This is a genomic window from Pseudomonas sp. NBRC 111133, assembly GCF_001320605.1.
GTDB classification, from domain to species: Bacteria; Pseudomonadota; Gammaproteobacteria; order Pseudomonadales; family Pseudomonadaceae; genus Aquipseudomonas; species Aquipseudomonas monteilii.
In genome coordinates, this window is the sequence record NZ_BCBJ01000066.1 from 90,372 (window position 1) to 104,310 (window position 13,939).

The following is a 13,939-nucleotide window of genomic DNA, read 5'->3' on the forward strand; positions in this document are numbered from 1 at the left end:
CGGACAAGAACTGCTTATGCCCAGCCAATCTGACTTGCGATACAGCCTCCAGCCCCTCGTTGGCAACGCTGAGTTCGAAGTGGTGTCATTCAAGCTCGAAGAAGCGCTCAGCCAACCATTTACGTTGACCCTGGAGCTGATCAGCTTCGAACACGACATCGACTTCGGCCACCTGCTCGACAAACCCGTGCTCTTCACCATCTGGCAGGGTGAACGCCCTGTACGGTACGTACACGGCCTGGTCAGCCGCTTCAGCCAGGGCGAGAGTGGCTTCTGCCGTACCTACTACCATGCCTTGGTCGAGCCCCAACTGGCCCGCGCCAGGCTGCGCTCGAACTGGCGCATCTTCCAGCACAAGACCGCCCCGCAAATTCTCGAACTGATGCTCAAGCGTCAAGGTATCGTCCAGTATCAATTCGGCACCGGTTTCGACTACCACGTCCGGGAATTCTGCGTACAGGCTGGCGAAACCGATCTCGACTTCTTTGCCCGCATCGCTGCTGAAGAAGGCATGGTCTATCGGTTTGAGCACACTGAAAAGCAGCACAAACTGATCATCACCGACCGGCTGCTCACATTGGGGCATATCGAGTGCGACACAGCCCATGGCGAGGACGATGACGAAGGCTTCGTCGAGGGTAACAAACCAGCCAGACCTTCCACCGTGCTGTACCACGCCAACAGCGGGGGCATCCGACACACCCCTTGTCTGCAATACTTGCGCTACAGCGAACACGTGCGAACCGCACGCCAGGTTCAGCGCGAGTACACCTTCACCCACCCGGCCTATCGCCAGGAACATCGGGCCTCGGGGCCCCATCTGGAACACCAGTCCACAGACTATGAGTGCTTCGACTACCCCGGCCGCTACAAACGCGATGCCGTCGGCAAGCCGTTCACCGAAAACCGCATCACCGCCCTGCGCCACGACGTGCGCATTGCCGAAGTCCGAGGCGACGATGTACGCCTGCAACCGGGCCTGAGTTTCACCCTGACCGGCCACCCCCGGGAAGACCTGAATGTGCACTGGCGGGCAAGCACGGTCACCCACGAAGGTAGCCAGTTCACCAGCTTGCAGGAAGAGTCGGCCGGTGCCGACCAAGGCACACGCTACGAACAAAAAGCGCTACTGGTGCCAGGCCGAACTGAATGGCGCCCTGCCCCGCTGCCCAGGCCACGGGTTGATGGCCCCCACATGGCGACCGTTGTCGGGCCGCCAGGTGAGGAAATCTATTGCGATGAGTGGGGCCGGGTGAAGGTCAGCTTCCCCTGGGACCGCGAAAGCCAGGACAACGCGTTCAGTTCATGCTGGGTACGGGTATCCCAAGGCTGGGCCGGCGGTAGCTGGGGCTCGATGGCTATCCCGCGTGTCGGCCAGGACGTGATCATCCATTACGTCAACGGCGACCCTGACCAGCCAATGATCACCGGGCGCACCTACTGCGGTGACCAGCTACCGCCTTACGACCTGCCCCGGCACAAGACCCGCATGACCATCAAAAGCCAGACCCACAAGGGGGATGGTTTCAATGAACTGCGTTTTGAAGATGAACTGGGCCAGGAAGAGGTGTTCATCCATGCCCAGAAAGACCAGAACAACGTGGTCAAGCACGACGAGACGACACAGGTCGGCAATGATCGCCATGAACAGGTCAGTAACGACGAAACCATTCTGATCGGCCGTGACCGCACGGAAACGGTTGGCAATGATGAGCGCGTCTCCATTGGCCAGGATGCCGCGCTCGATATAGGTCGCAACCAGACCATCAATATTGCCAAGGACCGCGTTGAAACCATCGGTAATCACCGCCACGACCGGATCACCGCCAATCACCACACCCTTATCGGCGGTAACCTCTATCAACAGGTCGAAGGGCTTGCAGCGCTTGAAGCCCGCGAGGAAATCCGCAGGCGAACACGCCGCTATGAGCTTCGCACGGCGGAAGCGGTGATCATCCAGGGGCCAGGGGGCGCCATCCGGATCGACGAGACAGGCATCACACTGGACAGCCCGACGATTCGCATCAACGGCCAGATGCTCAAGTCTGCAGACGGGGCAACCAACCCCTTCTCAATCAGCGGCACGCCGGTCACTGGCAAACCTCTGGAGCGCCAGTGCGGGCGCCGCGCCGATGGCACCTGCGCCATGCCCGACTGCCGCTGTATGCGAGGGCCAGGCCAATGATTACAACAACCACCCTCTCACAACCGAGCGAGCACTTCGGGAAGAACGCTCGCTTTCTGCTGCTCGAAAGCCGCGTGATCGAGCACTGGGCCTACCGGCCTATAACCCAAATACTTGCCAATGGTGAGCTGGTACCCGCCTATGCCCCTTCGGTACTTGAGCTTATCAATGATGTCAGCCTGAACACCCAGCATGCGTGGCTGTGGAGGCGCAGCGCTCTGGACGAACGCCATGACTTCGGCCCGTTGCTGGTAGCTGTGTCAGATGCACCAGAACTGCTTGCCCATGCAATCGCTACCTGGATGCCCGTTGGTGGCGTCATTGCGCTGGATGCCGACATTGGGCTTGCCCAGTTGGCAGACCATTTCACCAGCCTTGTGCAAATCTCGCTTCCGGATCAGGGGCTGGCCACTTTCCAGTTCAACCCGGACCACCTGGCGGCCTGGCTGGATGCACTGGATGAAGAGCATCGAAACGAATGGCTTGGGCCTGTGACTTCGTTGGCCTGGCGAGTCAACTGGGGACCCGCTCACGCGTGGAAATCACTCAAACGCAGCCCGACCCCTGCACGTTCCTTTTCGCAAGCCCCGCTCTCACTTGGCAGGCTTGAACTTGAGCGGCTGCAAGCAGGCATGCACGAGCATTTCGTGCTCACGTTGGCACACGAGGTGGTAGCCCTGCCACAGCACGCCACCCACACATTGGCCAACATCAGGCAATGGATTGAGAGCCTGCTGCCACAACTGAAAGCCCTCAACTTTCGCGATGAGGAGGTCGCTGGAGAGTTCATCAGGCTGATTGCCAGGCACATGTGGCTCATGACCGATGACCAGGCCGGGAAGATCTACACCAACCTCGAGGAGTCTCCACAGGGCCGCCTCTACGAACTGCACGCCTTGGTCGAGAGCAAGGAATCCAACCATGAATGACAACAGTGTCAGCAGCGCCACCTCCGGCCCTGCCTGCAGCGCACGCGTCCCCATTCTGCCCATTCGCTATGCCATCGTGCCGCGCACCGCTGACGCGCCCGCCTGCCGTTACGCCGAATCATGCTTCAACCTGGAACAAGGCTTCGCCCCGCTGCAGCACTCTGCCTATACCCTCCGCGCACTGCGCCCGGGTTATGTCTACGTGTTCATGAAAGGCACTCTGGGCCAGAAGCTGGTCATCCATGAGTACGTTGGCGCGGGCCTCTACAAGGAACTGCTCTACAAAGGGCTGGATGGCTACCACCGGCGTGACCGCTATCTGTCCAGCCGCCCCATGGGCTGGGTGTGGGCCGACACCTGCCCCGATACCGCCAGGGAGGTGTGGATCGGCTACAGCCCGCACCTGCGGACCAACGCCATGACCGCCCGCATCACCGGCTCGTCCGCCCTGCTCAAACGGCACATGCGCCGGCTGGACATGGCCGAACTGATAGCCGGCAATCGGGCACCCTCGACCCAGCCCCATGTCTTGCCGGTCAGTGCCCTGCAAACCTGGGTCGAAGACTTCAAGCCCACCGAGCGGCGCATGCCGCTGAGCTGGAGCAGCGACCCGATCACCGACACCTTGCCCATCGGCAACCTCGTCGCCGTGGCCCGGCACTATCCCTGGACCCAACCCAAAGTGCCAGTGGTGGTCGCGCTCGCCGACGCCGAGGGCATGGCCCTGGACCTGAGTCTGTCGGTATCGGCTTACCAGCACCAATTGCGCGACCTGATGCCCGCCGAGCAGCTGCAACACACCAAACCCGCCCAACCACCCGAGCACGAACGCGTGCCGGCGTGCTTCCAGCTGGATGCCGAACAGTTGAGCACGCAGAGCCGTGATTTTCACCATCGCAACCTGGTGGCCATGCTGCTGAACAAGACTCTGGAGAGTATGTATCCGGCCGACGCTGCCTCGCCCGAACTCGCCGCGTTCCGGCTGGGCACGGAACGCCGGGGCCCCGCCCTGTCGCCCGCCGAGTCACATTTTCAGGCCCTCACCCACAAGGATTACTCCCCCCACGGTGCGCGCCTGGCACAGCGCCTCGATCTGGACAAATACCGGCGCTTCCTCGCCGAGCGCGACGCGCTGGGACGCCGGATGGCCGCCCTGCGCAACCAGGCCTTGCACGCCAGCAACGACCATGACGCCTGGCTGGCGACGGCCGAGCCCGAGCATATCGACAACCCCTACAGCCTGGCCGCCGCCCTGGCCTGCTACGACCGCGACGAAATCGTGTCCGCCCGTGGCCTGGAAATCTCCCTGGCGCTGCTGATCCACCCGATGGGCCAACCGACGCCGGGCGCCGAAGAACTGGATCGGCGTTTCAAACGCCTGGAGCAGTGGCTGGACCGGGACGACAGCCCGCTGTACACCGCCCTGGCGCCGTTCAACCCGTTCAAGGACAAGGCCGATTCGATCGGCAGCCTGTTCGGCGCCAGCGACAACGTGATCGAAGGGTTGGCCGGTCGCTTCCCGGCCATGGCCGACATCACCGACCTCACCGCCCAGTCGGTCAATACCGTGGTGCTCAAGCGCCTGCGCGGGCAAACCCGCTGGGACGCCAGCCATGGCCTGCGCCAGCAGGTGTTGTTGGCGGCGCGTGAAGCGAATGCCGAGAAAGCGCTGGGGCTGTTGGCAGCGCGCTACCGAGTCACCGAGCAGGCCATCAAGAACAATCCGTTCAGCCAGGAGGTGGAGAAGTACCTGAAGAATGGCATGGCGCAGGTTGAGGAGATAAAGCAGTTGCGCATTTCGGGGAGCCGGACGGTCTCGATCGAAATGACCACCACAGCACGGGTGAAGCCCAACTTTCTCGGGATGCTCACCTCGGGTGGAGGCGGAGGTTTGAACGCGGGGATGCTGTGGTACAACATCCTATCGCTCCAGACGGCCTACAACAGCCTGCAGAAAAGCAATGCCCCGGAATACACGTTGGGTTTTGCTTCGTCGATTTTCGGGGTGATCGGTGCAGCAGCGGCGACGCTGGTCAGCGTAAGGGCGACGCAGAAGGCCGTCATGCTGCGGTTAAGTTCGACAGCACCGGGCATGGCGTTTGGCAACGGAATTATCAAGTTCTTAAGTAGCAACCTGTTCGCGCGGTTAGGCGGATACCCGGCAATAGTATTTAGCTTGTTTTCTGATCTCTCCAAGGCTGGGCGTCAGAGGTCGAATGGCAATCGAGCGGCTGCCGACTACACCGTGACTGGTAGCTTAACCATGGCTGTTGGTTCCGCTGTCGTCCTTGAAGCAGGACTTGCCGTTGCCGGCGCGACATCAGTTGTGCCGTTCGCCGGCTGGGCCGCAGCTGCCCTTGTCCTCGTAGGTGTAGCAATCATTGCAGGAGGTCTTTATTTAAACGCCAAGGCACACGAGCACCTTCACAGCCCAATTGAGCTTTGGGCAGCACGCGGTATCTTCGGCAATCGCATCAATGATGGAGAGGCACGTCCCGACATCACCTTGGACTATGAGAAGAAACTCCCTGCTTTCGCCTCGCTACAAACTGAAGTCAAAGCTTGGCACAACGAGCATTACGGACCCAAGCTACTATCTGCCGAGCAGGCCCTGTCACTGGGTATAACTGACGTTGACACGAAATGGCATCTAAATAATCACTGGTCCCTACCAAACTGGACCGCTATCACACACAATGAAGTAGCCACACCTCAACCAACCGTTGAGTTCACCGTGCTGCTGCCTGGCTTTAGGTTAGGCGTAAGTGAATGGTCAGGAAGCTTGAGTTCCCTCCGTGACGACCAAGGAATGGACGTATTCCCAGTCGCCCCAACGGGCCACATCGTAAATGCCGGCCTGGTTCTGCATTTCAAAAACACGTTAGTCAACCAGAAACATGTCTCATTACATCTAGGCTACAGCGCCAATCAAGGCCTGAACGAAGACAATGAGACCCAATCAATATTTCGTCTGGAGCGCTGATTATGGCAACCACCTGGGTATTCAATTCAACGTCAGACTCTGGGCACAAACCTGCAATTGGGGGACAACTGGCAAGCGTATCCGAGAATACTTTATGCCTACGAAACCCTTGGGTAACAGACTCAGTCTTCATGGGGAAATTGTACTGCGCAATGACTCTCGCATTGATGATCGGCTTTTACCCTTACTTACTATCGAGCGAAGCCTGGAACCCACACATTTTCAGCCCGACCTTTATAACCAGCGTCGCAATTGGACCGTTCATATTCCTTCCTTTTTTATTTTATCGTATATATTTCATAAAACGCTTATCAAGCTTCTGCCTCAACCGCTCAACTCAAAAAATCTACTACCGACGTTTGAGCAAAGTATTAGTCTTTGAGTGGAGCAACACCGGCGGTGGCCTTTTCAAACGCACCGAATATGGTGGTTCATCCTTCAGCACCAGCTACGCCCTCGCCTTCGCTCCGCGCCGAGCAGACGGTAGCCTCCACCAAAAAGACTGCCTCTGGGTCGACAGCAACGAGCCCACCGAACCCGGCGTCAGACACGTCGCCGAAGTCTGGGAATACCTGCGCCACTTCATGGCCCACGGCCCCGACAAACTCCCCCCTCCCGGCGAACCCAACTGGTGGCACAAGCCCCTGCATGCCATCTGCCTAACCCCGGCTGAAGCCTGGCGCCACTACGCCCCCTGGCGAACCGGCGAACCCGGTGAAATGCAGGGCAAGAAAAACTGGCAACTGCCCTTCTGGGCCGTGCTGTTCCCCTACAACCTCACCGTCGCCATCTGCTGGTACGGCATCTGCCGCCTGTTCAACGTTCGAGCCGCGCCACCGCCCCCTGCCGCCTTCGAAGAAGCCCCTGCTAAATTCAACAAAAGGAAACGCAAATGAGACCCATCGTATTGGTAGGCCATCGCCACAGCTGCCCGATCCATGGCGAAGGCACGGTGCAAAACGGTGCAAGTGCAACCTTCGTAGACGGCAGAGCCGTGGCGCGCGTGGGCGACCGCATCAGTTGTGGCGCCGTCATCGAAACGAGCGCAGCTTGCACGATCATCGAGGGCCAGCCCGCAGCAAGGGAGGGGGGCACCACCAGCCATGGCGGCACGCTAGTCGAGGGTGACCCGGGTTGGCTCATAGACTGACAACGACTATCAGCACGTTAGCCAATCTGTTTTTCACCTCGCAACCGTTCGATAACCGAACAGTAGCCCGTCTCGTGAATTGACGCTGCCATCTTCACTGCGCACCATGCACCGGCCTTGCGTGCCCCCCTGCCTGGGAACCGGCCACGTACCTGTCGTACCGCAGCTGAATACAATTTCAAGAAACGAGCCGTTTATGAACCACTCCAAGATCACCCCCGCCGATCGAACCCGGATGCACCCGGGTTCGATCGGCGACAAGCTTCGCGGCGCGTTCGGCGTCGGCAAAACCCGTTGGGGCATGCTTGCCCTGGTGTTCTTCGCCACCACCCTGAACTACATCGACCGTGCCGCGCTCGGCATCATGCAACCCGTGCTGGCCAAGGAAATGAGCTGGACGGCGATGGACTACGCCAACATCAACTTCTGGTTCCAGGTCGGTTACGCGATCGGCTTCCTGCTGCAGGGCCGGCTGATCGACAAGGTGGGGGTAAAACGCGCCTTCTTCTTCGCCGTGCTGCTGTGGAGCCTGGCCACCGGTGCTCACGGCCTGGCGACTTCGGCCGCCGGCTTCATGGTCTGCCGCTTCATCCTGGGCCTGACCGAGGCCGCCAACTACCCGGCCTGCGTCAAGACTGTACGGCTGTGGTTCCCGGCGGGTGAGAGGGCGATTGCCACCGGGCTGTTCAACGCCGGCACCAACGTCGGCGCCATGGTTACCCCGGCCCTGCTACCGCTGATTCTGGCCGTGTGGGGCTGGCAGGCCGCATTCATCGCCATGGGCAGCCTGGGCCTGGTGTGGGTGGTGCTGTGGCTGCTGAAGTACTACAACCCTGAAGACCACCCCAGCGTGCGACAAAGCGAGGTGCAGTACATCCAGCAGGATGACGAACCCGAGCCGACCCGCGTGCCGTTCAGCCGCATCCTGCGCCTACGCGGGACCTGGGCTTTTGCGGTGGCCTATGCGATTACCGCGCCGGTGTTCTGGTTCTACCTGTATTGGCTGCCGCCGTTTCTTAACCAGCAGTACAGCCTGGGCATCAACGTGACCCAGATGGGTATCCCGCTGATTATCATCTGGCTGACGGCGGACGTTGGCAGCATCGGCGGCGGCATTCTGTCGTCGTGGCTGATCGGACGCGGCGTGCGTGCCACGACGGCGCGGCTGGTATCCATGTTGATCTTTGCCTGCACCATGCTCAGCGTCATCTTTGCCGCCAACGCCAGTGGCCTGTGGGTGGCGGTGGCGGCCATCTCGCTGGCGGTGGGCGCGCACCAAGCGTGGACGGCGAATATCTGGAGCCTGGTGATGGACTACACGCCAAGGCACCTGGTGAGCACGGTGTTCGGCTTTGGCAGCATGTGTGCGGCAATTGGCGGCATGTTCATGACACAGATCGTCGGTAGCGTGCTGACCGCTACCCACAACAACTATGCCGTGCTGTTTACCATGATTCCGGCCATGTACTTCCTGGCGCTGGTGTGGATGTACTTCATGGCACCGCGCAAGGTCGAAAGCGCCTGAGTGCGCTAGTCACTTTCCTCTACGGGGCCCTTGCGGGCCCTTTTTTTGGTCTGGTGATCAGGCCATGACAGCGCGCCGTCGGTGTGAGCGCGCCGCCTGTTCGAAGTCAGACTGTGGCCAACACAGCCTTGGCCTTCTCCAGCGCCATACGCGCGCGCTGTTCGCCGCTGATGCCTTGTTCCAGCAACTGCCGCGTGGGAATTTCCAGGCTTAGCGGTACGTTCGACGGCAAGGCGCGCAGCAAGCCTGCAAGGTCGGCATCACCCTCGCCCGGGAAGCGTCGCTCGTTACGTGCCTGGCGCAGGATCTCGTCCATGTCGGCCGGTACCGGGCCGGCAACGTCGCACAGCTGGGCATAGCGCATGCGCTGCGGCGCCAGTTGCGCCAGGTCGCCCAGTGAAGACCGGGAGCGGTTGAAATGGAACGCGTCCACCAGCACACAGCCGTTGGCGCGGTCGGCGTTGGCTACCACCCGCATGGCCTGGCGCAGGTCACGTACGTCGGTCCAAGGCATGAATTCCAGGTGCGGGTGAATGCCATAGCCCGCCGCCAGCTCACACAGGGCTGCAAAACGCTCGGTCAGGCGTGCTTCATCGGGGTCGTTGCCAGCCACCAGCAGTTCAGTGCCACCCAGTTCGGCGCCCACCGCAAGAATCGGTTCGAAATCAGCCACACATGTCCCCGGCTTCAGGCGCAGGATTTCCAGGTCGAGCACCTTGATGCCGGTGTCACGCAGGCGCGCCTGGGTCTGCCGGCGCAACTCGGTATCAGCCACCAGCGGGAAGTGCTGCTCCTGCTCGGTGGCGGGCACCAGGCGCAGGCCAACGTGGCTATAACCGGCACGGGCTGCCGCCTCGACCATTTCTGGCGGGGACAGTTCGAGTACCGTCAGGGCGGCAAGGGAGAAAATACGGTCAGTCATTTATCGTCACCAAAAGCGTAGAGGTTGCGTCAGGCGATGTGCTCGGGCGCGCAGGCCCGGCCCGTTTCCGCCGCCTGGCGGATCGCTTCGATCAGCGCCAGCGTGCGGCCACCGTCGGCGGCATCGATCAGCGGTGCCTGTTCGCCCCGGGCAACCCGCACGAAGTGCTGCAACTGCAGGGTCAAGGCCTCGCCGGCGGGAATGCTCTCCTCGCTTTGAAGCAGCGGTGTGTGCCAGCCCGAGCCCGCCTCGGCGTAGTGCCAGCGCTTGAGCTGGGGAATGCTCAGCGCCCCTTGAGTGCCGGCCAGCAGGTAGCACGGCTGGCCATCCTGACGCGGATACACCGGGCTTTCGCCAGCGTCCAGCTCCCAGCTCCACGGCGCCGCCACCGCGTCGGAGCCGGTCAGGCTACCCAGTGCGCCGTTGGCGAACTGCAGCAGCACCGCCGCGCTGTCTTCGTTGGCAAACCCACGTACATCGTTACGGGTGAATGCCTGCACCTGTACCACCTCGCCGCACAGATGGCGCAGCAGGTCGAGGTCGTGGATCAGGTTGGTCAGCAGGAAGCCGGCGCCCGGTTCGCGGCGCCATGGGGTTTCGAAATAGCTGTCGGGTTTTTGCAGCTGCCACAGCGCGGTGACATTGATCAACCGGCCCAGCTTGCCGTCGGCAATCACCTGATGGGCCTTGGCGATCAGCGGGTTGTGCCGTCGGTGATGGCCGACCAATACGGGTACGCCACAACGGCGCGATGCTTCCACCAATGCGCGAACCTCATCCAGGTGCACGCCCACCGGTTTTTCGACCAGCACCGGCACGCCGGCTTCGACGCAATCCAGGGCGGTCGCCACATGCAGGTTGTTCGGGTTGGCGACAATTACTGCCTCGGGGCGTGCGCGCTCCAGCATCTGCCGGTGGTCGGCAAAACAGGGCACGCCGCATTCGGCGGCAAAAGCCTCGGCCTGCGGGCCGGGGTCGGCCACCGCACACAGCTGGGCGTGTGGCACATTGCGCAAGTGCTGATAGTGCTGGCGGCCCATGATGCCGGCGCCGATCAAGGCAATACGAAGGGGTGCGTTCAACAGCCTGTCCTCTTGTCATTGTTGTTGTATGAATTATGAAATTCGATTCCACAATTCATACAACACAATTTAGAACCAAGTTCAGCTTTTCAGAAGAACCCGCAGGACAAGCTGTTCGGTAATCGACCGGAAATGCGCGTCAGGCAAACAATTCGCTTGCCCGGCTGGCCGCCGACAGCTCTTGTGCAGCAGCCAGCAGTAGCGGCGCCAGCTCTGCCAGGCGGCTTTGCGCCATCCGTGCACTGGGCCCGGCAATGCTCAATACGCCGATCACCTCGTCAGTGTGCGGGCGGCGCACCACGGCAGCCAGGGCCGAGGTGCCGATGGCCGAGGTTTCCTCGACCCAGGCATAACCACGCTCGCGGGCACGGTGCAGGTAGGCGAGCAGCTCGTCGGTGGAGCGCGGTGCGTTGGGGCCGAACTGCGCAGGGTCGGCAATACCTTGGCGCAACACCATCTGCAGCGCCTGCTCATCGTCCAGGCTGGCCAGCCAGGCATGCCCGGACGCGGTGTAGAACAGCGGCGCATCGCGGCCCATGTCCGGGTCGTAGCGCAGCCCGGAACGGGCGCCCTGAGACTTGGCGATCCAGGTCTGGCGGGCACCGTCGATCACGCCAAGGCGCACCAGCTCACCGCTGTCCTGGGCCAGGCGGTCGAGAATCGGCTGGATGATGTCGGCACCGTTGCTCGACAGGTAGCGAAACCCCAAGGCCACCAGTTTGGCCGACAGTTGGTAACGGCTGTTGTCGCGGTTCTGCCGCACGTAGCCCAGCCGCACCAGCTCGGTGAGCATGCGGTGGGCGGCGCTTTTGGGAATGTCCAGGCGCTCGGCCAGGGTTTGCAACGGCAGCCCCCGGGGTTCGCCGGTAAGGGTTTCTACAAGACTGAAGGCGCGTTCGATCTGACTACCAGCCATGACTACAGGTCCCTGATTTTTTTGCGGATTCTAGAAGATGATTCCATATGAGCGATAGCGGCCGCAGCGAAGTCGCGCTGAAGTGTCCGGTTATCGCCCAGTTGTTGCCTGCCCGGGCTGCCACGCCCTTGCGGGTAAAGGCGCTGCTGATAAAAATATGGAACCTTGTTCTAATAAATATACAGGAATGCCGCGATGCCCTCAGCTGCTCTGGATACCGAATACGATGTACTGGTCATAGGCTCCGGCGCCGCCGGGCTCGCTGCGGCCGTGACGGCGGCCTGGCATGGGCAGAGGGTGATCGTGGTAGAGAAGGAGCCCGTGTTTGGCGGTGCCACCGCCTGGTCCGGCGGCTGGGCGTGGGTGCCACGTAACCCGCTGGCACAGCGGGCCGGCATCGTGGAGGACATCGAGCAGCCGCGAACTTACCTGCGCCATGAACTGGGGACGCACTACAACGCCGAGCGCGTCGATGCCTTTCTTGAGGCTTGCCCGCACATGGTGGCGTTTTTCGAGAAGCATACGGCGTTGCAGTTTGCCGATGGCAACGGCATCCCGGACATGCATGGCGACACACCGGGCGCAGCCCAGGGCGGGCACCAGGTGATCGCCGCACCTTATGATGCCCGCGAGGTAGGTGCCTTGCTGCCACGCCTGCGCAAGACCCTGCGCGAAACCTCGTTCATGGGCATGCCGATCATGGCCGGTGCCGACCTAGCAGCCTTCCTCAACATGACCCGTTCGCCCAAGGCACTGTTGCACGTGTGCAAGCGATTTGGCCGCCACCTGTATCACCTGGCGCGGTATGGTCGGGCGATGCACCTGGTCAACGGCGTGGCACTGGTGGCGCGGCTGGCCAAATCGGCACAGGACCTGGGTGTGCACCTGCAGGAGTCGGCGCCGGCCAAAAGCCTGCTGGTCGAAGATGGCCGGGTGTGCGGGGCTCGGGTGGCCACACCGCAGGGCGAGCGGCAGATCCGTGCCAAGGCAGTAGTGCTTGCAGCAGGTGGCTTCCCCAACGACAGCGCCCGGCGCCAGCAGCTGTTCCCGCGCGATGCCAGCGGCCACGACAACCTGGCCCTGCCGCCACAGGGGTGTTCCGGTGACGGGCTGCGCCTTGGCGAGGCGGCCGGCGGCGTGGTGGCCACCGACCTGAAATCGCCGGTGGCCTGGGCGCCGGTTTCGCGCGTGCCGCACCGCGATGGCAGCATCGGCCACTTCCCGCACATCATCGAGCGCGGCAAGCCGGGCATCATCGGCGTGCTGGCCAACGGCAAGCGCTTTGTCAATGAAGCGCATGGCTATTACGACTATGTGTCGGCCATGGTCGCGGCAGTGCCGCAGGGTGAAGAAGTGTGCTCGTGGCTGGTGTGCGATCATCGCTTCTTGCGCCGATTTGGCCTGGGCCATGCCCGCCCGGCACCGCTGCCGGTGTGGCCGCATGTGCGCAGCGGTTATCTCAAGCGGGGTGTCACGCTTGAAGCGCTGGCGGACGCCTGTGGCATTGAGCCGGCCGGGTTGCGCGCCACGGTCAGCGACTTCAACAAACATGCACGAAATGGCCAGGACCCGGCATTTGGCCGTGGCTCCACGCCGTTCAACCGCAAACAGGGCGACCCACAGCACAAGGGCCCCAACCCGTGTGTGGCGCCCATCGAACACGGGCCGTTCTATGCGGTGAAGGTGCAGCCTGGCTGCTTTGGTACCTTTGCCGGGTTGCGCACCGACGGCAGTGCCCGGGTGCTGGATGAAGCCGGGCAACCCATCACAGGCCTGTATGCGGCGGGTACCGACATGGCCAGCGTGTTTGGTGGCTGGTACCCGTCGGGCGGCATCAACCTGGGGCCAGCGCTGACCTTTGGCTATGTGGCCGGCCGGCACATTGCCGGGGTGCAGGCGTATGAGTGAGGTACGCCGAAAGGTTTGAGCCGGCCATCAGATCGAGCGCCGCCCGCGCGGCGCCTCGCGATCTGTGCTCGCTCCTACGTTTGTTTCGGGCCAGTTACGCCTATGGCAGACGCGCGCGACCGCCTTGTTTATCGGCGCTACATCGCCATGCGCCAAGGTGTTCGCGCGCAAAAACACAGAATTAATTGGCCCGAAACAAACGTAGGAGCGAGCACAGATCGCGATGCGCCGTGCGGACGGCGCTCGGTCTCGCAGACACTTCAAACCTTAAGGCGTAAAGCGCTGTGTCCAGCAAATGAACACCCGAAAAACCGGCATGTGTTCAGTATGTGAACACCC

General features: G+C 61.8%; 10 protein-coding genes. 7 read left to right on the forward strand and 3 right to left on the reverse strand.

Annotated elements, in window-relative coordinates:
• Window positions 1–16: 16 nt before the first annotated feature.
• The 6 genes from APH36_RS14760 (at window position 17) to APH36_RS14785 (ending at window position 8,772) form a co-directional block, all read left to right on the forward strand.
• Window positions 17–2,185, forward strand: coding sequence for a type VI secretion system Vgr family protein (locus APH36_RS14760; RefSeq protein WP_060499232.1), 2,169 nt, complete (start codon window positions 17–19; stop codon window positions 2,183–2,185).
• A complete protein-coding gene (locus APH36_RS14765) occupies window positions 2,182–3,114 on the forward strand; it encodes a DUF4123 domain-containing protein (protein WP_060499233.1) in 933 nt (310 codons plus the stop codon). Before APH36_RS14760 ends, APH36_RS14765 begins: the two co-directional genes overlap by 4 nt.
• A complete protein-coding gene (locus APH36_RS14770; protein ID WP_060499234.1) occupies window positions 3,107–6,097 on the forward strand; it encodes a T6SS effector BTH_I2691 family protein in 2,991 nt (996 codons plus the stop codon). The genes APH36_RS14765 and APH36_RS14770 overlap by 8 nt, the downstream gene beginning before the upstream one ends.
• 2 nt (window positions 6,098–6,099) lie before the next feature.
• A complete protein-coding gene (locus tag APH36_RS14775) occupies window positions 6,100–6,993 on the forward strand; it encodes a DUF6708 domain-containing protein (protein WP_060499235.1) in 894 nt (297 codons plus the stop codon).
• Window positions 6,990–7,247: a PAAR domain-containing protein gene (locus APH36_RS14780; protein ID WP_060499236.1), complete on the forward strand. Its 258-nt coding sequence runs from the start codon at window positions 6,990–6,992 to the stop codon at window positions 7,245–7,247. Before APH36_RS14775 ends, APH36_RS14780 begins: the two co-directional genes overlap by 4 nt.
• A 196-nt stretch (window positions 7,248–7,443) precedes the next feature.
• A complete protein-coding gene (locus tag APH36_RS14785; RefSeq protein WP_060499237.1) occupies window positions 7,444–8,772 on the forward strand; it encodes an MFS transporter in 1,329 nt (442 codons plus the stop codon).
• A gap of 106 nt (window positions 8,773–8,878) precedes the next feature.
• On the opposite strand, the gene APH36_RS14790 is transcribed toward APH36_RS14785, so the two are convergent.
• The 3 genes from APH36_RS14790 to APH36_RS14800 form a co-directional block, all read right to left on the reverse strand.
• Window positions 8,879–9,694, reverse strand: coding sequence for a sugar phosphate isomerase/epimerase (locus tag APH36_RS14790; protein WP_060499238.1), 816 nt, complete (start codon window positions 9,692–9,694; stop codon window positions 8,879–8,881).
• A gap of 29 nt (window positions 9,695–9,723) precedes the next feature.
• Complete coding sequence (locus APH36_RS14795; protein WP_082426399.1) at window positions 9,724–10,776, reverse strand: Gfo/Idh/MocA family protein; 1,053 nt, start codon at window positions 10,774–10,776, stop codon at window positions 9,724–9,726.
• A 139-nt stretch (window positions 10,777–10,915) separates the two neighbouring features.
• Window positions 10,916–11,692, reverse strand: coding sequence for an IclR family transcriptional regulator (locus tag APH36_RS14800; RefSeq protein WP_060499239.1), 777 nt, complete (start codon window positions 11,690–11,692; stop codon window positions 10,916–10,918).
• 195 nt (window positions 11,693–11,887) lie between these two features.
• Here APH36_RS14800 and APH36_RS14805 point away from each other — a divergent pair, with 195 nt between their 5' ends.
• The gene (locus APH36_RS14805; protein ID WP_060499240.1) at window positions 11,888–13,600 is read left to right on the forward strand and encodes an FAD-dependent oxidoreductase; all 1,713 of its coding nucleotides are present in this window, start codon (window positions 11,888–11,890) and stop codon (window positions 13,598–13,600) included.
• Window positions 13,601–13,939 lie beyond the last annotated feature (339 nt).